Origin of the sequence: Streptococcus sp. LPB0220 (assembly GCF_008727815.1) — a bacterium.
Classification (GTDB): Bacteria; Bacillota; Bacilli; order Lactobacillales; family Streptococcaceae; genus Streptococcus.
Window position 1 is genome coordinate 426020 of the sequence record NZ_CP044230.1, and the last position, 25064, is coordinate 451083.

A 25064-nucleotide genomic window follows, 5' to 3' on the forward strand; every position below is an offset into this window, starting at 1 on the left:
AAAAAATGCTATAATAATACAAAGGAGCGTGATCAAATGAAAAAGTATTTGTATGTTTTTTTCGCCTTTCTGGCCTGCCTTTTTGTCAGTCAGAACGTCCATGCATCTAGCCCCTCTTATGATGTATTGTACTATGGTGGAACCTTGACCTTGGACACCTGGGACGATGCCACCTATGAGGAGGAGTTGGTCTATTATTTCAAAGATTCATACAGAGGGCAGTATGTTAGTCTAGGAACGGCGGGGAATATGCCACAAGGCTTCGCAATTGAGATGCCGCCAAAGGTTGAGGTGGAAGGCCGTGATCTTCAAAGAGAACCCGAGATTACGAATCTAGGTGATGGCTACCGAGTGAAAATTTATAACAGTGGTGTGGCGACAGATACAGTCAAAATTAAAGTCACATGGAAATTAAAAAATCTTCTTTATTCACACAAGGATATCTTGCAGTTAAACTGGAAACCAATCACAGATGGCGATCAGAAGGTGGATGAAGTTCAATTTCGTGTCATTCCTAAGTTCGCACCAGCCAATGCCCAATCGGAACTGTATATCCATACAGCCTTTATGGGACCAGATGTGACTGTAAAAAAAGAAGATGGAATCTATTCTGCTACTTTCTATAACTTAGGCAAGGGAAAAGCGGTGGAGTTGTATGGATACTGGTTGAAGTCAGACTTATCTACTTTGTATGATTCTGGTCGAAATACAGGATTGACCAAATTGGATGAATTTCATAAGAACCAAGCCAAAATTGAACAAGAAAAATACTGGACACGCATGTTTTGGAAATGGATCTTGCCAGCCTTAATTATTGCACTCTGGCTTCTTTCTCTCTTGGGTCGCAATCGGTTCAAAAAAATGATTTGGCCTGGTGTTACCTACCCGACCGATACTCGTCTTTATGAGATTCCACAGGACATTGCACCTCTGATTATGAGTTCGGTTGTTTATTCAGCTGAACTAGATGAGGCTTCCCCTACCAATAAAGAGAAGGCGACTCCTCCGGTATTTACATTTGAAAAAATGCTTCAAGCCACTTTGCTGGATTTGATGGATCGTGGAGTGATTGTCTACGAGCAACAAGGAAATGAAGTGGTTTTGACGAGAAAGTCTCATGGACATGTGGATGATTTTGAACGCTCCTTTATGAATATGGCTTTTGGGGATCAAGTTTCCTGTCCTGTTAACCGTCTCTTTGAGAATTATGAATTTAGTGATGATGTATACAAACATGCTAAAAAAGCAGATCAAGATGCGTTTCGTTCACTAGGAAGTAAGGCTCAGGCTCGTTTTGATACGGCTGTCAACCAAGTGGCCCGAGATGTTCATCGCAAGGTGGAAGATCTCCATTTGCCAAGCTACTATCGCCCTTTAGAAGCAAAAGAAGAAGCGCAAGCTAGACGAAGTCTCTTCTTTGGTTGGGCTGCTTGGTTTATCGCCCTTGGAGCAGAAATCTTTGCTATCTTTGGGATGGGTTGGTTCTCTGTTCCTTGTTTGATAGGGATCCTCATACTTTGGTTTATGCCAGTGCGCTTCAATGGTGTCTTTAAAGCCTGCCTACGAGATGGGGTTGTCAATCTTGCGGGTGCTGAGCAACGCTATTACTGGGATAGTTTTGGTCGGATGTTGAAAGAGATTGCCCACCTCAACGATGCAGAGTTGCAGTCTCTGGTCCTATGGAATCGCTTATTGGTCTATGCGGCCTTGTATGGTGTAGCTGATCAGGTCACAAAGGTCATGAAACTTCGGAATATTCATTTAGAAAATCAAGCCTTAAACGCCTTCGTTTACACCCCGTTCTATCATGATGTGACCCACTCAAGTCATGCCATGTCTACTTATGGATCGACAGCATCGACAGCTAGTCATTTCACAGTTTCCTCTGGTAGTGGAGGAGGTTTCTCTGGCGGAGGAGGCGGAGGAGGCTTTGGTGCCTTCTAAGTAGCGCTGAGAATGGTCTTGGTCGCTCTTTCCCTTCTAGTTTAGAAGGCCTGGTCCAGTCCATAGAATTATGATATAATAGAGCAAATGTAAGTTTAGGAGAAAAAGATGTTTCTGATCGAATTAATCAAGGCGGTTCTTTTTGGGATTGTCGAGGGGATTACAGAATGGTTGCCGATCTCAAGTACAGGTCACTTGATTCTGTTACAGGATTTTGTGCAGTTTAAAAATCAAGATCCAGCCTTTATGGAGATGTTCAATGTCGTGATCCAATTGGGTGCGATTCTAGCGGTTGTGGTGATTTATTTCGATAAATTGTATCCCTTCAAACCTGGTAAATCTCCAATCGAAGTACGGCGGACCTGGCAATTATGGGCAAAAGTTGCGGTTGCAACGCTCCCGCTTGTCTTTGTTTTTAAATTGGATGATTGGTTTGAGGCGCATTTCCACAATTCGATTTCCGTTGCGATTATGTTGATCACCTACGGGATTGCCTTTATCTATCTGGAAAGACGGGAACAAGTTGAGCCAGCAGTAACGGAATTGCATAAGCTACCTTATCGAACAGCTCTTTATATCGGACTCTTCCAAGTTTTATCGCTATTTCCAGGAACAAGCCGTTCAGGTGCTACGATTGTAGGTGGCTTGATCAATGGTGTTAGCCGCCCAGTGGTGACAGAATTTACCTTTTATTTGGGGATCCCAGCCATGTTTGGCGCTAGCCTCTTAAAGGTTGGGAAATTCGCTCTTGGCGGGCATTCACTAGCACTGGGGCAACTCTTTATTCTACTGGTAGCGATGGGAGTGGCCTTTGTGGTCAGCATGTACGCCATCCGCTTCTTGACAGATTATGTGAAAAATCATGATTTCACCGTCTTTGGGAAATACCGGATCGTTCTTGGTTCCATCTTGCTATTGTATGGACTCTTCCGTGTTATTTTCTAAGAGATCGGTTGAACTCGATCAAATTATTTTTCGAGGTTGGAGACTTTTGTCCCGACCTCTTTTCGATGCATCCTTTTTTTGAATTCTATCCAATTTTTTAGTATAATAGTAAGACTAGAAGTATGAGGTTATGCTATGAAGATGAAGCAAATTAGTGATTCAACAATTAAGATCACAATCCAACTAGAAGACTTAGAAGAACGTGGGATGGAAATTGCTGATTTCCTTGTCCCACAAGAAAAAACAGAAGAATTTTTCTACACTATTTTGGATGAGCTCGAAATGCCTGAAAGCTTCCTGGATAGCGGGATGCTGAGTTTCCGTGTGACACCAAAACCAGATAAATTGGATGTTTTTGTTACCAAATCAAAAATTGACCAACAATTGGATTTTGAGGATTTGTCAGATCTTCCTGATATGGAAGAGTTGTCGCGCATGACGCCAGATGAATTTATCAAAACCTTGGAAAAAACAATCTCTGATAAGACAAAAGGGGATGCAGAAGCCATTCACCATTTGGAACAAGAAGAGTTGCGGGACAATCAAGAACAAGATTCGACATCTGAAGCACCAGTAAGCCAGTATATTTATTACATTTTGCGTTTTTCCAATATCCAGCAAGCAGTTGCTTTTTCAAAAACGGTAAGCTTTCCAGTGGATACCTCTGAATTATACAAAATGGGATCCGATTATTATTTAACCGTCTTGATCGATACAGAGGATCAACCAAATCAATATCCAACCTGGTTACTTGCTATCATTCGGGAGTATGCGGATGATTCAGAAGTGACACGGGCAGTTCTGCAGGAACATGGTCATTTATTAATGGTGTCTGGTGCGATTGAGAATTTGAAGAAAGTTGCTAGCTTATGATGTCCTTTTCCTTGCAATTTGTTCTGGTGCTGATTGGAACTTTTATGATTGCCTTGGTATTGACGCCCTTGGTTCGCCTATTCTCCTTTAAGATTGATGCCGTAGATTATCCGAATGCGCGTCGGATCAATACCAAGCCTATGCCAAGCGCGGGTGGACTGTCTATCGTGATTGCTTTTTCAATTGCGACTCTTGTGTTTATTCCTATGCTGACATCCACCACCGCACCAATCAAAAGTTACCTATCCTATACCTTGCCGGTCGTGGGCGCAGGATGGATTATCGCGCTCACAGGATTGATCGATGATGTAAAAGAGTTGTCTGCCAAGAAAAAGATGATCGGCATCCTGCTGGCAGCGAGTCTGGTCTGGTTTTTGACAGATTTTCGGCTGAATGATTTTAAGATTCCATTCGGTGGTCCCTTACTTCATTTTGAACCATGGCTATCGTATCTTTTGACGGTGATTTGGATTGTTTCTATTACCAATGCGGTCAATCTGATTGATGGATTAGATGGATTGGTGAGTGGGGTCTCTATTATTTCCCTAGTGACAATGGGGATTGTGTCCTATTTCTTTCTTCCAGTACCCAATCTCTTTCTGACCATGACGATCTTTGTCTTGGTTGCGTCCATCGCAGGTTTCTTTCCCTTTAACTACCATCCGGCCATTCTCTATCTGGGAGACACTGGTGCCTTGTTTATCGGATTCATGATTTCTGTCTTATCCTTGCAAGGTTTGAAAAATGCGACAGCTGTTGCAGTAGTTACCCCAATGATTATCCTCGGAGTGCCGATTACAGATACCTTTTTAGCCATTATCCGTCGGACTCTTTCTGGTCAAAAATTTTATAAACCGGATCGCAATCACTTGCACCACCGACTTCTTTCTCTGGGCTTGACACATCGGGGAACTGTACTTGTGATCTATGGAATTTCGATGATCTTCTCCTTGATTTCTCTCTTGCTCAACATCTCGAGTCGCATTGGGGGTGTCCTACTTGTGATCGGGCTCTTGTTTGGAGTAGAGCTGTTAGCAGAATTGATCGGGGTTCTGGGGCCACATCACAGTCCTTTGTTAAATCTTCTGCGCTATATAGGGAATTCTTCCTACCGGGAGGAAGTTCGTCAAAAACGAAAAGAAAAAACTAAATAAGAATAGTTCTAATCAAAAGAAAAGCCATTTAGGCTTTTTTTTGATATACTTGAAAGGTAAAAAAAATACTTTGTGATGAAGGAATCGATGCTTTGAGAACCTTCTAGACTTCAAAGTAAAAAGAAAGGGAATGCAATGTCGACATTAGAAATTAAAGACCTTCACGTTGAAATTGAAGGCAAAGAAATTTTAAAAGGTGTAAACCTGACCCTAAAAACTGGTGAGATCGCAGCCATCATGGGACCAAACGGAACAGGGAAATCTACTCTGTCAGCTGCCATTATGGGAAACCCAAATTATGAAGTAACCAAAGGTGAGATTCTCTTTGATGGTGTCAACATCTTGGAATTGGAAGTAGACGAACGTGCACGGATGGGCTTGTTCCTTGCTATGCAATACCCTTCAGAAATCCCAGGGATTACCAATGCAGAATTTTTACGTGCAGCCATGAATGCTGGTAAAGAAGAGGACGAGAAGATCTCTATTCGTGATTTCATCAAAAAATTGGATGAAAAGATGGAACTGCTCAACATGAAAGAAGAAATGGCAGAACGCTATTTGAACGAAGGCTTCTCAGGTGGTGAGAAAAAACGCAATGAAATCCTTCAATTGTTGATGTTGGAGCCAACATTTGCCCTTTTGGACGAAATTGACTCTGGTTTGGATATCGATGCACTTAAGGTCGTATCTAAAGGGGTTAATGCAATGCGGGGTGAAGGTTTTGGAGCGATGATCATCACCCACTACCAACGTTTGTTGAACTATATTACTCCTGACGTCGTTCATGTGATGATGGAAGGTCGTGTCGTGCTTTCAGGTGGACCAGAATTGGCTGCACGCTTGGAACGTGAAGGATATGCCCAACTCGCAGAAGAACTCGGTTACGACTATAAAGAAGAACTATAACCTGATGACAAGTGATCTAATGTTGTCAAAAAATCAAACAGATAGTATCTTTATTAGGAGAAAAAAATGAGTATTGAAAATATTACCCTCTTTTCGGAACTGCATGCTGAGCCAAGCTGGCTGCAGGATTTACGAAAAAAAGCTTTTAACAAGATTGATCAGTTGGAATTACCAGCGATTGAACGCGTCAAATTCCACCGCTGGAATCTTGGCGATGGAACGATCACAGAAAGCGAGGCTTCTGCCAATGTTCCCGATTTTACAGCCCTCGATTCAAACTTAAAATTGGTCCAAGTTGGAACTCAAACTGTATTTGAACAGGTGCCACAAGCCTTGGCAGACCAAGGAGTTCTTTTCACAGATTTCCATACTGCCCTAGAAGAAATTCCAAAGGTGGTGGAAGACTACTTCATGTCTTCAGTCAAATACGATGACGACAAGCTAGCAGCTTACCACACAGCTTATTTTAATAGTGGGGCTGTCCTTTATGTTCCAGATAACGTCGAAATTTCAGAACCAATCGAAGGTGTTTTCTACCAGGATAGTGATAGTGATGTACCTTTTAATAAACACATTTTGATTATTGCAGGCAAAAACAGCAAGTTTAGCTATTTGGAACGCCTAGAATCAAAAGGTGAAGGCTCAGCAACAGCAACTGCGAATGTGACGGTTGAGGTGATCGCTCGCTCAGGTGCCCAAGTGAAATTTTCGGCGATTGACCGTCTGGGTGAAAATGTCACAGCCTACATCAGTCGACGTGGAAAACTAGGACAGGATGCCAGCATTGATTGGGCTATCGGTGTTATGAATGAAGGAAATGTGGTTGCGGACTTTGACAGTGACTTGGTTGGAAACGGTAGTCATGCAGATTTGAAAGTCGTTGCCTTATCAAGCGGTCGTCAGGTACAAGGAATTGACACCCGCGTGACCAACTTTGGTTGCAACTCGATCGGAAATATCTTGCAACACGGAGTTATTCTTGAAAAAGGAACCTTGACCTTCAATGGAATTGGTCATATTATCAAGGGGGCTAAAGGAGCAGATGCTCAGCAAGAAAGCCGTGTCTTGATGTTATCGGATCAAGCACGTTCAGATGCCAACCCAATCCTCTTGATTGATGAAAATGACGTCACAGCAGGCCATGCTGCATCGATCGGTCAAGTGGACCCAGAAGATATGTATTACCTCATGAGTCGTGGTCTGGATCAACACACAGCAGAACGCTTAGTGGTGCGTGGTTTCTTGGGATCTGTTATTGTTGAAATTCCAGTTAAAGAAGTACGTGATGAAATGATTGCCACCATCGAAGAAAAGTTATCTCAACGCTAAGGAGAAACAATGCTAGATAAAAATACGATTGCTCAAGATTTTCCCATTCTCGATCAACTAGTTCACGATGAGCCTTTGGTTTATCTAGATAATGCAGCAACGACGCAAAAACCTAAACCTGTTCTTGAAGCAGTTAATCACTATTATTTGCAAGATAACGCCAATGTTCATCGTGGAGTTCATACTTTGGCTGAACGAGCGACAGCAGCCTATGAGGCGGCGCGTGAGAAAGTCAGAAAATTTATCAACGCTTCATCAACCAAGGAGGTGCTCTTTACAAGAGGGACAACGACTGGACTCAACTGGGTAGCTCGCTATGCAGAAGAAGTCCTAAATGAAGGGGACGAAGTCTTGATTTCCATCATGGAACATCATTCCAACATCATTCCTTGGCAGCAAGCCTGCAAGAAGACAGGAGCAAAACTGGTCTATGTCTATCTAAAAGATGGCTTACTGGATATGCAGGACTTAAAGAGCAAGCTTAGTGAGAAGACAAAATTTGTCTCCATCACCCATGCTTCGAATGTCTTAGGGGTGGTCAATCCGATCAAGGAAATTGCTCGATTAGCCCATGAAGTTGGAGCGATCATGGTCGTAGATGGGGCTCAATCAACCCCTCATATGGCCATTGATGTACAAGACTTAGATGCGGATTTCTTTGCTTTTTCTGGCCATAAGATGGCTGCACCAACAGGGATTGGTGTCCTCTATGGGAAGGAAGAAATCTTAGAGCAAATGTCTCCAATCGAGTATGGGGGCGAGATGATTGACTTTGTTTACGAACAATCTGCCTCTTGGAAGGAATTGCCTTGGAAATTTGAAGCTGGAACACCTAATATGGCGGGAGCAATTGGTCTTGGTGCAGCAATCGATTACTTAGAAGAGCTGGGTATGGACCAGGTAGAAGCGCATGAGCAAGAACTGATTGCCTATGTGTTTCCAAAATTACAGGCTATCGAAGGCTTGACCATCTATGGTTCCCAAGACTTAGCCCAACGTTCTGGCGTCATTTCCTTTAATCTAGGAGATCTCCATCCGCATGACTTAGCAACAGCACTAGATTATGAAGGGATTGCCGTTCGTGCAGGTCACCACTGTGCACAACCGCTTCTTCAATACCTACAAGTCCCAGCGACAACGAGAGCAAGTTTTTATATCTACAACACCAAAGCGGACTGTGATAAATTAATTGAGGCATTGATCAAAGCAAAGGAGTTTTTCAATGGCACTTTCTAAATTAGATTCGCTGTACATGGCGGTCGTAGCCGACCATTCAAAACACCCCCATCACCAAGGGCAGATTGAAGATGTTGATCAGATCCAACTCAACAATCCAACTTGTGGAGATGTGATCCAGTTGAGTGTGAAATTTGATGAGAATGACAGGGTGGAAGATATTGCCTTTGTGAATTCAGGTTGTACGATCTCAACGGCTTCAGCTAGTATGATGACGGATGCTGTAATGGGAAAAACAAAAGAGGAAGTCGAAGAATTGGCACAGGTCTTTTCAGAAATGGTCCAAGGCCAATCAGATCCTCGCCAAGAGGAGTTGGGAGATGCAGCCTTCTTATCTGGAGTCTCAAAATTCCCACAACGGATTAAATGTGCAACCCTCTCCTGGAATGCTCTCAAAAAAGCGATCGAACGTAGCAAATAATTAAAAGAAGAAACAGAGAAAGAAAGGAAATTATGGCTGAAGAAAGAGTCGAACCGAAACCAATTGATCTCGGTGAATATAAATTTGGATTTCACGATGACGTTCAACCCATTCTCTCTACCGGGAAGGGATTGAATGAAGCGGTTATTCGTGAATTGTCTGCAGCAAAAAATGAACCAGAATGGATGCTCGAATTCCGTTTGAAATCTTTTGAAACCTTCAAAAAGATGCCCATGCAAACCTGGGGAGCCGATCTATCAGAAATTGACTTTGATGATTTGATCTATTATCAAAAACCTTCGGATAAACCTGCCCGTTCATGGGACGAAGTCCCAGAGAAAATCAAGGAAACCTTTGAGCGTATCGGGATTCCTGAAGCGGAACGTGCTTACCTAGCGGGAGCTTCTGCTCAGTATGAATCAGAAGTGGTTTACCACAATATGAAAGAAGGGTTTGAAAAGTTGGGGATTATCTTTACCGATACAGATTCTGCCCTAAAAGAATATCCAGACCTATTCAAACAGTATTTTGCGAAGTTAGTGCCACCAACGGATAACAAATTGGCTGCCCTAAACTCAGCAGTCTGGTCTGGTGGAACCTTCATTTATGTGCCAAAAGGCGTAAAAGTAGACGTTCCCCTTCAAACTTACTTCCGTATCAACAATGAAAATACAGGTCAGTTTGAGCGCACGTTGATTATCGTGGATGAGGGAGCAAGTGTTCACTATGTAGAAGGCTGTACAGCACCGACCTATTCAAGCAATAGCCTCCATGCAGCGATTGTTGAGATCTTTGCCTTGGATGGTGCTTATATGCGCTACACGACCATCCAAAACTGGTCTGACAATGTCTACAACTTGGTCACCAAGCGGGCCAAAGCTCAAAAAGATGCTACAGTTGAGTGGATCGACGGGAACTTAGGAGCGAAGACAACCATGAAGTACCCATCTGTTTATCTAGATGGAGAAGGAGCGCGTGGGACCATGTTGTCCATTGCCTTTGCGAATGCAGGTCAACACCAAGATACAGGTGCCAAGATGATCCACAATGCCCCTCACACTAGCTCGTCTATCGTATCCAAATCCATCGCGAAGGGTGGCGGAAAGGTAGACTACCGTGGACAAGTGACTTTCAACAAGAACTCTAAGAAATCAGTTTCTCACATTGAGTGTGACACTATTATCATGGATGATTTATCTGCATCAGACACGATTCCATTTAATGAAATCCACAACTCACAAGTTGCTTTGGAGCACGAGGCCAAGGTTTCAAAAATTTCAGAAGAACAACTGTATTATTTGATGAGTCGTGGTTTGTCTGAATCAGAAGCGACAGAAATGATTGTCATGGGATTTGTAGAGCCCTTTACAAAAGAACTTCCAATGGAATACGCCGTTGAGTTAAACCGACTCATTAGCTACGAAATGGAAGGATCTGTAGGATAATTCATTTTCATCAATCAAAAATCACAATGGATTTGACTCCATTGTGATTTTTTTACTTATAATTTTTCGTTGACATAACGAACAAATTCATTCCACCAAACCTTTAAGAAAAAGCTTTTCTCAATGGTTCTTCCTGCTACCATATCGACTGTTGGTTCTTGATCTTCTAAGTAGCCACGTCCGATTTTATCTGGATCAGTGTAGTGTAATTTTCCAAGATTTGTGCCTGATTTGACAGGTGCTCGGAATGATTCTTGGTCACTCTTGAATTGAATTTTTGGTTCTGCTTGACTGCCTTGCTTTTCAACGATATAGAAGTCTTTTTTTGCAACAGCTAAAACAGTCTCTGACTTCCCATCCATGATAGTTGCCTTACTTTTTCCGTAGGGATCTCCTTCTTTGACGACAATGGAAGAAACAAAGGTCCGTACCACGTAGTTCATCAGAGAAGAAGTAGCCACAAAGCGTGCATATGGATCACCGTCAACTGCCTCCACTCCTAGGACAACCGTGATCATATGGATGCCATTTTGCGTCGTCGATGCAGCAAAGGTGATGCCACCTTTGGTAGAGTTGCTGACCCGTAGGCCATCAACTCCAGAACGATAATTCGGCATGCCTTCTAGCATCAGGTTGGGGTTTTCAATCTGCGTGTTTGAAAAAAGAGCAGTGGGTTTTGAAGTATATTTGGTCACTTCAGGAAAATCCTGGAGTAAGTGCTTGGCAATGACAGCAATATCATAAGCACTCAATTGATTTTCGTCTCCTTTCCCGTCAGGATCTCCGCTGATGGTTTGAGTATTTAATCCGGTAGCATTAATTAAATGAGGAGATTGAATGCCCCATTCAGCAAGTTTTTGCTTCATTTTTTCAACGAAGCTTTTTTCGGAGCCCCCCACTTTCTCAGCTAAGGCCAAGGCAGCAGTGCTAGAATTTCCAACTAAAAGAGCAGTCAATAACTGTTCAACTGTATATTGGTTCGCTTCCATAGGAAGAGTACCAGCACCTTCGATATCATTTAAGGCCAGAGCTTTCTCAGACAATTTGATAGGATCTTTTAGAGAAAGTTTTTTTTCATGAATGGCTTCGAAAATCAGATAAGTGGTCAAGAGTGTAGATAGTCCCCCCACATCTCGCTTTTTCTCTGAATCCTTTTCATATAAGATTTTACCTGTATCAGCTTCAACAGCAATAGCGCTTTGAGCAGGAAGATCCAGATCATCTGCTAGAACGACTTGATAAGGTAAACTGCATAACAGCAGCATGAAGGTTAAAAAAGAAAGAAAGAATTTTTTCACAGTTGTTTCCTCGTTGCTTAGTCCTCTCTATTGTATCATACAAATGATCAATGGAAAATCGTAAAATCATCAATTAGGCTAAAAAGTCAATCATAACAAGGTTTTTGGATGGGGTTGAAGCAAATATTCAGAAAATTTAGTTTACTTTTTTTTCTACTTGTGATATAATCTTAAACAAATCTAAAAAAACTATTGGAGAATTCCTATGAAAAAAGGTAAAGTATTCGCAGTTGCCGGAGTAACACTCCTTGCAGCTGGATTGTTGGCTGCATGTTCTGGTTCAAATACTAGTAAAGCAAGCTCAGGTGAAGACAAAAACTATGGTTATGTCTACACAGATGATCCTCAAACTTTGGACTACACTGTATCTTCTAAAGCTGCTACACATGATATCACTACAAATGTCGTAGATGGTTTGATGGCAAATGACAAGTATGGAAATCTTGTGCCATCACTTGCAGAAGATTGGTCTGTTTCAAAAGATGGTTTGACTTATACCTACAAGATTCGTAAGGGTGTTAAATGGTACGATGCAGATGGTGAAGAACATGGTGAAGTGACTGCCAAAGACTTCGTAACTGGTTTGAAACACGCTGCTGATAAAAAATCTGAAACCCTTTCACTTGTTCAAGGTTCTGTCAAAGGCTTGGATGATTATGTACAAGGAAAAACTACAGACTTTAGCCAAGTTGGTGTCAAAGCTGTTGACGATTACACACTTCAATATACATTGAATAAACCTGAAACCTTCTGGAACTCTAAAACAACAAACGGAATCTTGTTCCCAATTAGCACAGAGTTCTTGAAGAGTAAGGGAGATGATTTTGGTCAACCAAACGATGTGAAATCAATCCTTGCAAACGGACCTTTCCTTCTTAAATCAATCACTTCAAAATCATCTGTTGTATTTGAAAAGAATGACAACTACTGGGATAAGAAAAATGTTCACCTTAAAGAAGTGAAACTCACTTATTATGATGGATCAGACCAAGATTCATTGGCGCGTGGTTTCTCTGATGGTGCTTATACAGCTGCTCGTCTTTTCCCGGCAAGTTCAAACTTTGCAACTGTATCTAAAAAATACAAAGACAACATCTATAATACACCGGCTGGTTCAGGGGTAGCGGTTCTTGGTTTCAACATTGACCGTCAATCATACAAACACACTGCTAAGAAATCAGATGCTGAAAAGACTGCGACTAAGAAAGCAATCTTGAACAAAGATTTCCGTCAAGCTATCACTTTTGCCTTGAACCGTGAAAACTACTCAGCGCAAGTAAATAGTAAAGCATTTGCTAAACCAGCTATCCGTAATACCTACACAGCTCCAGCCTTTGTGCAAGTAAATGGAAAAGACTTTGGAGATGTGGTTGCAGATAAATTGAGCACATATGGTGATCAATGGAAAGGTGTCAACCTAGCAGATGGTCAAGATGGTCTTTATAACAAAGACAAAGCAAAAGCACAACTTGAAAAAGCAAAAGCTGAACTTCAAAAAGATGGCGTTCAATTCCCAATTCATATTGACGTACCAGTAGCACAAAACTCTACAAACTTTGTTTCACGGATGCAATCATTGAAACAAACAGTGGAAGATACTCTTGGTAAAGACAATGTCGTTCTTGACCTTCAAATGATGGACTCAGACGAAGTGTTGAACATCACATTGAATGTTCCATCAGCTGCAGATGCAGATTGGGATCTTCAAGGATTGGTTGGATGGAACCCAGACTATGATGATCCATCAACTTACCTTGATACTCTTCAACCATCATCAGAAGACCAAACAAAAGTCTACCTTGGTTTTGCAGGTGGTGTAGATAATGCTTCAGCCAAAGCAGTTGGCTTGGATGAGTATGCAAAACTTCTTGCAGACGCTAATAGCGAATCACTTGATGTAGCTAAACGTTATGAAAAATACGCAGCTGCTCAAGCTTGGTTGAGTGATAGTGCCTTGGTAATTCCTACAATGTCAAGTACAGGTGCAGCAACTGTTGTTTCCAAAGTGGTACCATTCTCTGGCCCATCATCTCAAACAGGTAACAAAGGATCAGCATACTTCAAATATGTTGAAGTTCAGGATGAACCTGTTACTAAGAAACAATACGAACAAGCACGTGAAAAATGGCAAAAAGAAAAAGCTGAGTCAAACAAAAAAGCTCAACAAGATCTTGAAAAACACGTTAAATAATTAAATTATTGCTTTTCATTAGAACTTTCTCTTCTAGGGGAGAAAGTTCTTTTGGACATTAAAGGAATGAAATATGAAAAAATATGTTTTTATGCGTATTTTGCGTTCGTTAGTGTCGATCTTTCTCGTCACGACATTAACCTACATGATTATCTATACGCTAACACCGAGAAATCTCATCTTTAAAAATGACCCCAACTACAATAAAGTAGCGAAGACAAAAGATTCGAAGATCAACTACGAAAATACTGTCTACGATCGCATGGGTTATTTGGAATACATGGATTCAAAGAGCTTGCAACAAAAAGCAAGTAAAGAAGATTCTTCTGTAACAGTTGATGCGACGACTGCTAATGAAAAGATCTATAAGGCATACATTAACAAATTAGGTCATGGTTGGCAGTTGAAACGTTTCCCAGAAAGTAAGTCTTTTTATGCGGTGCGTGAAATTCCGGTTTTTGAACGTGTCATCAGCTTCTATGCGAATTTGATTCAATTTGATCATCCAGGTTGGGTGAAAGATGCCTCAAACCCAAATCTCAAACGCTATATCCGTATTGAAAATGATCCATCTATTGGTTGGTCAGTTGTAGGTTCTGGTACGAAACACAAATACCTCTTGTACTTTAATGGTCAATTCCCATATGTACACCAAAACTTTGTAACCTTAAACCTTGGAAATTCATATCCAACTTATTCTAATACCCCAGTTCTTCAAGTAATTACCCAAGGACAAGGAACAACCAAGAAGAGTGAAGTGAACTTCCCAACAGGTAAAAAGACATCTTCCATCGATATCTACTCACGTACCTACAAATCACCAAGTAAGGCAGATTCACAAGATATCAGTCGATTTGGTAAAGGGGATGCTTATACAGCAACTTTGAGCAATTATGAGAATCCATCCATGATTGCATCTTCTTCAATCATTGGTTTGATTGGTATTGCGATTGCTTACTTGATTGCGATCCCATTAGGATCTTACATGGCTCTGTTCAAGAACTCATGGTTTGATAGCATCTCGACAGCTGTTTTGACATTTATGATGTCTCTTCCAACTATTGCCCTTGTTTACATTGTGCGTCTAGCAGGTTCTTTCTTTGGGCTTCCAGACTCATTCCCAGTTCTTGGAGCACAGGATTGGCGTTCATATGTATTGCCATCTCTGATTCTTGGTTTGTTGAGTGCACCATTTATCGCAGTTTGGATTCGTCGTTACATGATCGATATCCACTCGCAAGATTTCGTCCGTTTTGCTCGTTCAAAAGGATTGTCAGAACGTGAGATCTCAAGAAAACACATCTTCAAAAATGCGATGGTTCCATTGGTATCGGGTATTCCGACATCTATTATCGGAGTTATCTCAGGTGCGACGCTGACTGAAACAGTCTTCGCTTTCCCAGGTATGGGTAAAATGTTGATTGACTCTATTAAAGCATCAAACAACACCATGGTCATCGGACTTGTCTTCATTTTCACATCGCTTGGTATCTTTGCTGCCATGTTAGGTGATATCTTGATGACAGTACTTGACCCACGGATTAAATTAACGAATACGAAAGGAGGCAAATAATGGCTACAATCGATAAAAATAAATTTCAGTTTGTAAAACGCGATGACTTTGCCTCTGAAGTAATCGATGCTCCAGCGTATTCATACTGGAAATCTGTATTTAGACAATTCTTGAAAAAAAGAACCACTATCATTATGCTTGCTATTTTGATTGGGATTCTCTTGATGAGCTTTGTCTATCCTATGTTTTCAAATTTTGATTACAACGACGTAAGTAAGGTAAATGACTTTTCAGCACGTTTGAATCCACCAAGTGCCAAAGCTTTCTTTGGTACAGATAATAACGGTAAATCCCTCTTTGATGGAGTTTGGTTTGGTGCTCGGAATTCAATTATCATTTCTTTCATCGCCACTGTTATTAACGTGGTTGTCGGAGTCATCGTTGGTGGAATTTGGGGGATCTCAAAATCTATCGACCGTATCATGATGGAAGTTTATAACGTTATTTCAAACATTCCATTTATGTTGATCGTTATCGTCTTGACTTACTCAATGGGATCTGGTTTCTGGAACTTGATTCTTGCCATGTCCTTAACAGGATGGATCGGAATTGCTTATACCATTCGTGTCCAAATTATGCGTTACCGTGATTTGGAGTACAACCTTGCCAGCCGAACATTAGGAACACCAACGTTGAAAATTGTTACGAAAAATATTTTGCCTCAATTGGTATCTGTTATCGTGACGCAAACATCACAGTTGCTTCCAAGCTTTATTTCTTACGAAGCTTTCCTTTCCTTCTTCGGACTTGGTCTTCCAATCACAGTTCCAAGTTTGGGACGCTTGATTTCTGACTATTCTCAAAACGTAACTACAAATGCCTACCTATTCTGGATTCCGCTTACTGTTTTGATTTTAGTATCCTTGTCATTCTTTATCGTCGGACAAAACTTGGCCGATGCCAGCGACCCACGTACACATAGATAGGAGGAGTAGATATGACATCAAATAACAATATTATTTTATCTGCTCAAGATATCGTAGTGGAATTTGACGTGCGCGATCGCGTGCTGACAGCTATTCGTGGCGTATCGCTTGAGCTAGTAGAAGGTGAAGTTCTTGCCTTAGTTGGTGAGTCAGGTTCAGGGAAATCAGTTTTGACAAAAACGTTCACTGGAATGTTAGAAGATAACGGCCGTATTGCCAAAGGTTCGATTAAATACCGTGGTCAAGAATTGACAGATTTAAAATCGAATAAAGATTGGGAAAATATTCGTGGATCTAAGATCGCTACAATTTTCCAAGACCCAATGACAAGTTTGGACCCAATCAACACAATTGGATCACAAATTACAGAAGTCATTATCAAACACCAAGGGAAAACAGCTAAAGAAGCCAAAGAAATGGCTTTGGACTATATGGAGAAAGTTGGAATTCCAGATGCTGAACGTCGTTTTGATGAGTATCCATTCCAATATTCAGGTGGGATGCGTCAACGGATCGTTATTGCCATCGCCTTAGCCTGCCGTCCAGATATCTTAATCTGTGACGAACCAACAACAGCCCTTGATGTAACCATTCAAGCGCAAATCATTGATTTGTTGAAATCCCTTCAAAAAGAATACCAATTTACAGTTATCTTTATCACCCACGACTTAGGTGTGGTTGCAAGTATTGCAGATAAAGTAGCCGTTATGTATGCTGGAGAAATTGTTGAGTTTGGTAAAGTAGAAGAAATTTTCTATGATCCAAAACATCCATACACATGGAGCTTGCTTTCAAGCTTGCCTCAATTGTCAACCTCAGATGGTGATCTTTACTCTATTCCAGGGACTCCGCCATCATTGTATGCTCCAATCAAAGGAGATGCCTTTGCACTTCGTTCAGACTATGCAATGCAGATTGATTTTGAAGAAGAGGCACCTGCTTTCAAAGTGACCGATACTCACTGGGCTAAGACTTGGTTGCTCCATCCAGATGCACCAACAGTTCATAAACCAGAAGTAATCGAAAACCTTCACGAAAAGATTGGCTCAAAAATGGGCTTCACTCACATTACAGAATAGGAGGAAGGAAATGACTGAAAAATTAGTTGAAATTAAAGATTTAGAAATTTCCTTCGGTGAAGGAAGTAAAAAATTCGTTGCTGTAAAGAACGCCAACTTCTTCATTAATAAGGGAGAAACTTTCTCGCTTGTTGGTGAATCTGGAAGTGGGAAGACAACAATTGGACGTGCGATCATCGGTCTGAATGATACAAGTGCTGGAGAAATTATTTATGACGGTCGCAAGATCAACGGAAAAAACTCTCATAGTGAAAAATCAGAGTTGATCCGTAAAATTCAAATGATCTTCCAAGACCCAGCAGCAAGTTTGAATGAACGTGCAACAGTTGATTATATTATCTCTGAAGGTTTGATCAACCACCATTTGTTTAACAGTGAAGAAGAACGTCAGGAAAAAGTGAAAAATATTATGCATGAAGTTGGACTTCTTGCAGAACATTTGACACGTTACCCTCACGAATTCTCAGGTGGTCAACGTCAACGGATCGGTATTGCCCGTGCACTTGTCATGGAACCAGAATTTGTCATTGCGGATGAACCAATCTCAGCCCTTGACGTTTCAGTACGTGCGCAAGTTTTGAACCTTTTGAAAAAATTCCAAAGAGAATTAGGCTTGACCTACCTCTTTATCGCCCATGACTTGTCAGTTGTACGCTTCATTTCTGACCGTATTGCAGTTATCTATAAAGGGGTTATTGTAGAAGTGGCAGAAACTGAAGAGCTATTTAACCATCCAATCCATCCATACACCCAATCCCTACTTTCAGCGGTCCCAATTCCAGATCCAATTCTAGAACGTAAAAAAGTTCTAAAAATCTACGATCCAGAACAACATGATTACTCTGAAGATAAACCACAAATGGTTGAAATTAAACCAGGTCATTATGTATGGGCTAACAAAGCTGAAGAAAACAAATACAGACAAGAATATAAATAGAGAGGATTCCCTCTCTATTTTCTTTATTCAAAAAAACTTTCAAAAAAATAAAATTTTTTGGAAAAAAGTATTGACAGTAAGGTAAGGTTATGATATACTAATATAGTTGTCGCGCGAGAGCGACAAAGACCTTTGAAAACTGAACAAGACGAACCAATGTGCAGGGCGCTATAACTAAGGTTATAGTAACTGAACAATAAAAAAACAATAAATCTGTCAGTGACAGAATGAGTTTAAGACAAACAATTATTTTAATGAGAGTTTGATCCTGGCTCAGGATGAACGCTGGCGGCGTGCCTAATACATGCAAGTAGAACGCTGAAGCTTGGTGCTTGCACCGAGCGGATGAGTTGCGAACGGGTGAGTAACGCGTAGGTAACCTGCCTCTTAGCGGGGGATAACTATTGGAAACGATAGCTAATACCGCATAAAAGTCGATATCGCATGATATTGATTTGAAAGGTGCAATTGCATCACTAAGAGATGGACCTGCGTTGTATTAGCTAGTTGGTGAGGTAACGGCTCACCAAGGCGACGATACATAGCCGACCTGAGAGGGTGATCGGCCACACTGGGACTGAGACACGGCCCAGACTCCTACGGGAGGCAGCAGTAGGGAATCTTCGGCAATGGGGGCAACCCTGACCGAGCAACGCCGCGTGAGTGAAGAAGGTTTTCGGATCGTAAAGCTCTGTTGTAAGAGAAGAACGAGTGTGAGAGTGGAAAGTTCACACTGTGACGGTAACTTACCAGAAAGGGACGGCTAACTACGTGCCAGCAGCCGCGGTAATACGTAGGTCCCGAGCGTTATCCGGATTTATTGGGCGTAAAGCGAGCGCAGGCGGTTAGATAAGTCTGAAGTTAAAGGCTGTGGCTTAACCATAGTACGCTTTGGAAACTGTTTAACTTGAGTGCAGAAGGGGAGAGTGGAATTCCATGTGTAGCGGTGAAATGCGTAGATATATGGAGGAACACCGGTGGCGAAAGCGGCTCTCTGGTCTGTAACTGACGCTGAGGCTCGAAAGCGTGGGGAGCAAACAGGATTAGATACCCTGGTAGTCCACGCCGTAAACGATGAGTGCTAGGTGTTGGGTCCTTTCCAGGACTCAGTGCCGCAGCTAACGCATTAAGCACTCCGCCTGGGGAGTACGACCGCAAGGTTGAAACTCAAAGGAATTGACGGGGGCCCGCACAAGCGGTGGAGCATGTGGTTTAATTCGAAGCAACGCGAAGAACCTTACCAGGTCTTGACATCCCTCTGACCGCTCTAGAGATAGAGTTTTCCTTCGGGACAGAGGTGACAGGTGGTGCATGGTTGTCGTCAGCTCGTGTCGTGAGATGTTGGGTTAAGTCCCGCAACGAGCGCAACCCCTATTGTTAGTTGCCATCATTTAGTTGGGCACTCTAGCGAGACTGCCGGTAATAAACCGGAGGAAGGTGGGGATGACGTCAAATCATCATGCCCCTTATGACCTGGGCTACACACGTGCTACAATGGCTGGTACAACGAGTCGCGAGTCGGTGACGACAAGCTAATCTCTTAAAGCCAGTCTCAGTTCGGATTGTAGGCTGCAACTCGCCTACATGAAGTCGGAATCGCTAGTAATCGCGGATCAGCACGCCGCGGTGAATACGTTCCCGGGCCTTGTACACACCGCCCGTCACACCACGAGAGTTTGTAACACCCGAAGTCGGTGAGGTAACCATTTGGAGCCAGCCGCCTAAGGTGGGATAGATGATTGGGGTGAAGTCGTAACAAGGTAGCCGTATCGGAAGGTGCGGCTGGATCACCTCCTTTCTAAGGAAAAGGAAACCTGTACGTTGGTCTTGTTTAGTTTTGAGAGGTCTTGTGGGGCCTTAGCTCAGCTGGGAGAGCGCCTGCTTTGCACGCAGGAGGTCAGCGGTTCGATCCCGCTAGGCTCCATTAACACTTTAAGGAGTGTTAAGATTGAACATTGAAAATTGAATATCTATATCAAATAGTAACAAGAAAATAAACCGAAACGCTGTAAATATTTAAAGAGTTTAGGTCGCAAGACCAAAAATAAGGTTAAGTTAATAAGGGCGCACGGTGGATGCCTTGGCACTAGAAGCCGAAGAAGGACGTGACAAACGACGAAATGCTTTGGGGAGCTGTAAGTAAGCGACGATCCAGAGATGTCCGAATGGGGGAACCCACTAGCTGATGGCTAGTACTCCTATCTGTTAAGGATAGGTAGAGGAAGACGCAGTGAACTGAAACATCTAAGTAGCTGCAGGAAGAGAAAGCAAAAGCGATTGCCTGAGTAGCGGCGAGCGAAACGGCAGGAGGGCAAACCGAGGAGTTTACTCCTCGGGGTTGTAGGACTGCAATGTGGACTTAAAGATTATAGAAGAATGACATGGGAAGGTCAGCCAAAGAGAGTAAGAGCCTCGTATTCGAAATAGTCTTTATACCTAGCAGTATCCTGAGTACGGTGGGACACGAGAAATCCCGTCGGAATCTGGGAGGACCATCTCCCAACCCTAAATACTCTCTAGTGACCGATAGTGAACCAGTACCGTGAGGGAAAGGTGAAAAGCACCCCGGGAGGGGAGTGAAATAGAACCTGAAACCGTGTGCCTACAACAAGTTCGAGCCCGTTAATGGGTGAGAGCGTGCCTTTTGTAGAATGAACCGGCGAGTTACGATATGATGCGAGGTTAAGTTGAAGAGACGGAGCCGTAGGGAAACCGAGTCTGAATAGGGCGGATTAGTATTATGTCGTAGACCCGAAACCATGTGACCTACCCATGAGCAGGTTGAAGGTGAGGTAAAACTCACTGGAGGACCGAACCAGGGCACGTTGAAAAGTGCTTGGATGACTTGTGGGTAGCGGAGAAATTCCAAACGAACTTGGAGATAGCTGGTTCTCTCCGAAATAGCTTTAGGGCTAGCGTCGACATTAAGATTCTTGGAGGTAGAGCACTGTTTGGGTGAGGGGTCCATCCCGGATTACCAATCTCAGATAAACTCCGAATGCCAATGAATTATGGTCGGCAGTCAGACTGCGAGTGCTAAGATCCGTAGTCGAAAGGGAAACAGCCCAGACCACCAGCTAAGGTCCCAAAATAATTGTTAAGTGGAAAAGGATGTGGGGTTGCACAGACAACTAGGATGTTAGCTTAGAAGCAGCTATTCATTCAAAGAGTGCGTAATAGCTCACTAGTCGAGTGACCCTGCGCCGAAAATGTACCGGGGCTAAAACAATTTACCGAAGCTGTGGATACCTTTATAGGTATGGTAGGAGAGCGTTCTATGTGTGGAGAAGGTGTACCGTGAGGAGCGCTGGAACGCATAGAAGTGAGAATGCCGGTATGAGTAGCGAAAGACAGGTGAGAATCCTGTCCACCGTAAGACTAAGGTTTCCAGGGGAAGGCTCGTCCGCCCTGGGTTAGTCGGGACCTAAGGAGAGACCGAAAGGTGTATCCGATGGACAACAGGTTGATATTCCTGTACTAGAGTATGTAGTGAAGGAGGGACGCAGTAGGCTAACTAAAGCGTGCGACTGGAAGTGCACGTCTAAGCAGTGAGGTGTGAATTGAGTTAAATGCTTAATTCTGTAACATTGAGCTGTGATGGGGAGCGAAGTTTAGTAGCGAAGTTAGTGACGTCACACTGCCAAGAAAAGCTTCTAGCGTTAATCATACTCTACCCGTACCGCAAACCGACACAGGTAGTCGAGGCGAGTAGCCTCAGGTGAGCGAGAGAACTCTCGTTAAGGAACTCGGCAAAATGACCCCGTAACTTCGGGAGAAGGGGTGCTGGCTTTAAGTCAGCCGCAGTGAATAGGCCCAAGCAACTGTTTATCAAAAACACAGCTCTCTGCTAAATCGTAAGATGATGTATAGGGGGTGACGCCTGCCCGGTGCTGGAAGGTTAAGAGGAGTGCTTAGCGTAAGCGAAGGTATGAATTGAAGCCCCAGTAAACGGCGGCCGTAACTATAACGGTCCTAAGGTAGCGAAATTCCTTGTCGGGTAAGTTCCGACCCGCACGAAAGGCGTAATGATTTGGGCACTGTCTCAACGAGAGACTCGGTGAAATTTTAGTACCTGTGAAGATGCAGGTTACCCGCGACAGGACGGAAAGACCCCATGGAGCTTTACTGCAGTTTGATATTGAGTGTCTGTGCCACATGTACAGGATAGGTAGGAGCCATTGAGATCGGGACGCCAGTTTCGATGGAGGCGTTGTTGGGATACTACCCTTGTGTTATGGCCACTCTAACCCGGTAGGTTCATCATCTACGGAGACAGTGTCTGACGGGCAGTTTGACTGGGGCGGTCGCCTCCTAAAAGGTAACGGAGGCGCCCAAAGGTTCCCTCAGAATGGTTGGAAATCATTCGCAGAGTGTAAAGGTATAAGGGAGCTTGACTGCGAGAGCTACAACTCGAGCAGGGACGAAAGTCGGGCTTAGTGATCCGGTGGTTCCGTATGGAAGGGCCATCGCTCAACGGATAAAAGCTACCCTGGGGATAACAGGCTTATCTCCCCCAAGAGTTCACATCGACGGGGAGGTTTGGCACCTCGATGTCGGCTCGTCGCATCCTGGGGCTGTAGTCGGTCCCAAGGGTTGGGCTGTTCGCCCATTAAAGCGGCACGCGAGCTGGGTTCAGAACGTCGTGAGACAGTTCGGTCCCTATCCGTCGCGGGCGTAGGAAATTTGAGAGGATCTGCTCCTAGTACGAGAGGACCAGAGTGGACTTACCGCTGGTGTACCAGTTGTCTCGCCAGAGGCATCGCTGGGTAGCTATGTAGGGAAGGGATAAACGCTGAAAGCATCTAAGTGTGAAACCCACCTCAAGATGAGATTTCCCATGATTTTATATCAGTAAGAGCCCTGAGAGATGATCAGGTAGATAGGTTAGAAGTGGAAGTTGTGTGAGCAATGGAGCGGACTAATACTAATAGCTCGAGGACTTATCCAAAGAGTCAGAAGATATTGACAATGTAAGGTTAACTTGTTAGAATATAGATGTTCAATTTTGAATGTTTAATCATTCAGAGTTAAGTGACGATAGCCTAGGAGATACACCTGTACCCATGCCGAACACAGCAGTTAAGCCCTAGAACGCCGGAAGTAGTTGGGGGTTGCCCCCTGTGAGATAAGGTAGTCGCTTAGCTTGATTCCGCCATAGCTCAGTTGGTAGTAGCGCATGACTGTTAATCATGATGTCGTAGGTTCGAGTCCTACTGGCGGAGTATAGAATAAAAGAGATCAAGTAATTGATCTCTTTTTTACTTTTCATTTTAATGTTAATTAAAGCTCCGTTTAGTTAACGGAGCTTTTCTCTATTTAGTTATTTGGGAAAAATGCTTGATATAAGGCTTTAATTGCTTTTTCTTCTTGATCTTTACTTACAACAAACATGATGGAAACTTCACTAGAACCTTGCGAGATCATTTGAATATTCACTTCATTCTCTGATAGTGCTTTGGCTGCAGTGGCAGTAACCCCCACTTGACTCTTCATTTTCTCACCAACAATCATAATGATGGAAAGATCATGTTCAATTTCGGCTGTGTCAACTTCGAGCTTTTGCGTTAATTGTTTTAAAATTTCTTGTTCTTTGATTGGAGTCAGTTCACGAGAACGCAAAATGATGGACAAGTCATCGATTCCTGTTGGCATATGTTCCCAACTGATATTGAGATCTTCTAAAATTTGAAGGACTTTTCGACCAAAACCGACTTCACGGTTCATAAGGTATTTTGTAGTGTTAATACTAACGAATCCTGAATCACCTGCAATTCCTACAACAGTCACATGATCATTTGAATGTTCCAAAACAATGCGGGTTCCAGGGTGGTCTGGATTATTTGTATTTTTAATAACTAATGGAATTTTACCTCTGTATGCTGGAACGAGTGCTTCATCATGCAAGACTGAAAAACCAGCATAGGCTAATTCACGCATTTCTTTGTAGGTTAATTCGGGAATAGAATGTGGGTGTTTAATAATACCTGGATGTGCTGCAAAGATACCATTTACGTCTGTAAAGTTTTCGTATAAGTCTGCTTTTACACCTGCTGCAATGATCGATCCTGTAATGTCAGATCCACCACGAGAAAATGTACAAATGTCGCCATCTTGAGTAACACCAAAGAAACCTGGAATGACAATCACTTCACTTGAATCTTTTAGTTCTTCAATTTTATCGTAACTAGATGGTAAAATACGAGCGTTGGAAGGTTCTGCAGTGACCGTAATTCCTGCTTCTTTTGGATGGATATATCTTGCTTCTAATCCATTTTGATTGAAATAGGCAGCAATGAGTTTAGCATTGTTATTTTCACCTGCTGCTAGGAATGCATCGTATGTAAATGGATTCCCTTTTTTAGGTAAATTTGTTAAATCATAGATATCTTCAGCAATTTCCTGAATAATAGAATCTTTGAGACCCAATTCCTCTGTAATGGCACGATAACGTTCAATAATCCACTGTTGTGTTTGTGTGACATCCTTATCTGAAGTAAATTCTTTATAATACCGGATCAGAGCGTCTGTTACTTTTGTATCTTCAGCGTTGCGTTTGCCTGGAGCTGATACAACTACAAATCTTCTTTCTGGATCATCTTTAATGATATCAAGTACTTTTTTTAATTGAGAAGCTGATGCTAGAGAACTTCCACCGAATTTAGTTACTTTCATATTTTCTCCTTAATAGTTTCATTAATACATTATACCAAAGTTCAGTTATTGATACAATGTATTTACAGATAGGGCATAAAATAATTGATTCTGTAGAGGAGAGAAATTGTAATTATTCAAATTTTACAATTTTGT

General features: G+C 42.5%; 16 protein-coding genes, 2 tRNA genes and 3 rRNA genes. 19 read left to right on the top strand and 2 right to left on the bottom strand.

The genetic code is table 11. From position 1 onward, the window contains the following. The first annotated feature begins 36 nt into the window (after positions 1-36). The 9 genes from LPB220_RS02320 (at position 37) to sufB (ending at position 10253) form a co-directional block, all read left to right on the top strand. Positions 37-1944, top strand: coding sequence for a DUF2207 domain-containing protein (locus tag LPB220_RS02320; protein WP_150905370.1), 1908 nt, complete (start codon positions 37-39; stop codon positions 1942-1944). Between the two features lie 108 nt (positions 1945-2052). Next, positions 2053-2889 carry an undecaprenyl-diphosphate phosphatase gene (locus LPB220_RS02325; protein ID WP_003010265.1) on the top strand — a complete coding sequence of 279 codons (837 nt, stop codon included), beginning with the start codon at positions 2053-2055 and terminating at the stop codon, positions 2887-2889. Between the two features lie 135 nt (positions 2890-3024). After that, complete coding sequence (gene mecA, locus LPB220_RS02330) at positions 3025-3762, top strand: adaptor protein MecA (RefSeq protein WP_049503933.1); 738 nt, start codon at positions 3025-3027, stop codon at positions 3760-3762. After that, complete coding sequence (locus tag LPB220_RS02335) at positions 3759-4916, top strand: glycosyltransferase family 4 protein (protein WP_042760185.1); 1158 nt, start codon at positions 3759-3761, stop codon at positions 4914-4916. Before mecA ends, LPB220_RS02335 begins: the two co-directional genes overlap by 4 nt. Before the next feature lie 135 nt (positions 4917-5051). Then, on the top strand, positions 5052-5822 hold the full coding sequence (gene sufC / locus LPB220_RS02340) for a Fe-S cluster assembly ATPase SufC (protein WP_003004238.1): 771 nt from the start codon (positions 5052-5054) through the stop codon (positions 5820-5822). Positions 5823-5888: 66 nt separating this feature from the next. Next, on the top strand, positions 5889-7151 hold the full coding sequence (sufD, locus tag LPB220_RS02345) for a Fe-S cluster assembly protein SufD (RefSeq protein WP_024056229.1): 1263 nt from the start codon (positions 5889-5891) through the stop codon (positions 7149-7151). A 9-nt stretch (positions 7152-7160) separates the two neighbouring features. Then, complete coding sequence (locus LPB220_RS02350; protein WP_150905372.1) at positions 7161-8387, top strand: cysteine desulfurase; 1227 nt, start codon at positions 7161-7163, stop codon at positions 8385-8387. Then, on the top strand, positions 8374-8808 hold the full coding sequence (sufU, locus tag LPB220_RS02355) for a Fe-S cluster assembly sulfur transfer protein SufU (protein ID WP_003010276.1): 435 nt from the start codon (positions 8374-8376) through the stop codon (positions 8806-8808). The genes LPB220_RS02350 and sufU overlap by 14 nt, the downstream gene beginning before the upstream one ends. A gap of 32 nt (positions 8809-8840) precedes the next feature. Continuing rightward, positions 8841-10253 carry a Fe-S cluster assembly protein SufB gene (gene sufB, locus LPB220_RS02360; protein ID WP_150905374.1) on the top strand — a complete coding sequence of 471 codons (1413 nt, stop codon included), beginning with the start codon at positions 8841-8843 and terminating at the stop codon, positions 10251-10253. Between the two features lie 56 nt (positions 10254-10309). Here sufB and LPB220_RS02365 read toward each other — a convergent pair whose 3' ends face one another. Further along, positions 10310-11551, bottom strand: a complete 1242-nt coding sequence (locus tag LPB220_RS02365; RefSeq protein WP_150905375.1) for a serine hydrolase — start codon at positions 11549-11551, stop codon at positions 10310-10312. A gap of 205 nt (positions 11552-11756) precedes the next feature. On the opposite strand from LPB220_RS02365, the gene LPB220_RS02370 reads away from it, so the two are divergent. From LPB220_RS02370 to LPB220_RS02420, 10 genes are all read left to right on the top strand, one after another. Next, positions 11757-13742 (top strand): peptide ABC transporter substrate-binding protein, encoded by a 1986-nt coding sequence (locus tag LPB220_RS02370; RefSeq protein ID WP_150905377.1) that lies wholly within the window; start codon positions 11757-11759, stop codon positions 13740-13742. A 73-nt stretch (positions 13743-13815) separates the two neighbouring features. Next, positions 13816-15315, top strand: coding sequence for an ABC transporter permease (locus tag LPB220_RS02375; protein ID WP_150905379.1), 1500 nt, complete (start codon positions 13816-13818; stop codon positions 15313-15315). After that, positions 15315-16241 (top strand): oligopeptide ABC transporter permease OppC, encoded by a 927-nt coding sequence (gene oppC / locus LPB220_RS02380; protein ID WP_003010290.1) that lies wholly within the window; start codon positions 15315-15317, stop codon positions 16239-16241. Before LPB220_RS02375 ends, oppC begins: the two co-directional genes overlap by 1 nt. Before the next feature lie 11 nt (positions 16242-16252). Beyond that, positions 16253-17320: an ABC transporter ATP-binding protein gene (locus tag LPB220_RS02385; RefSeq protein ID WP_150905381.1), complete on the top strand. Its 1068-nt coding sequence runs from the start codon at positions 16253-16255 to the stop codon at positions 17318-17320. 10 nt (positions 17321-17330) lie between these two features. After that, positions 17331-18257, top strand: coding sequence for an ATP-binding cassette domain-containing protein (locus LPB220_RS02390; RefSeq protein WP_003010296.1), 927 nt, complete (start codon positions 17331-17333; stop codon positions 18255-18257). 250 nt (positions 18258-18507) lie between these two features. Next, positions 18508-20055 (top strand): 16S ribosomal RNA (locus tag LPB220_RS02400). A 53-nt stretch (positions 20056-20108) separates the two neighbouring features. Further along, positions 20109-20181, top strand: a tRNA-Ala gene (locus LPB220_RS02405). Between the two features lie 124 nt (positions 20182-20305). Then, a 23S ribosomal RNA gene (locus tag LPB220_RS02410) occupies positions 20306-23205 on the top strand. Between the two features lie 79 nt (positions 23206-23284). After that, positions 23285-23400, top strand: a 5S ribosomal RNA gene (rrf, locus tag LPB220_RS02415). Together the 16S, 23S and 5S rRNA genes with 2 tRNA genes alongside form the textbook arrangement of a ribosomal RNA operon. A gap of 5 nt (positions 23401-23405) precedes the next feature. Beyond that, positions 23406-23479: transfer RNA gene (locus tag LPB220_RS02420), tRNA-Asn, on the top strand. Positions 23480-23573: 94 nt separating this feature from the next. Here the strand turns inward: LPB220_RS02420 and LPB220_RS02425 are convergent. Then, complete coding sequence (locus LPB220_RS02425; RefSeq protein WP_003010473.1) at positions 23574-24929, bottom strand: aspartate kinase; 1356 nt, start codon at positions 24927-24929, stop codon at positions 23574-23576. Positions 24930-25064: the final 135 nt, after the last annotated feature.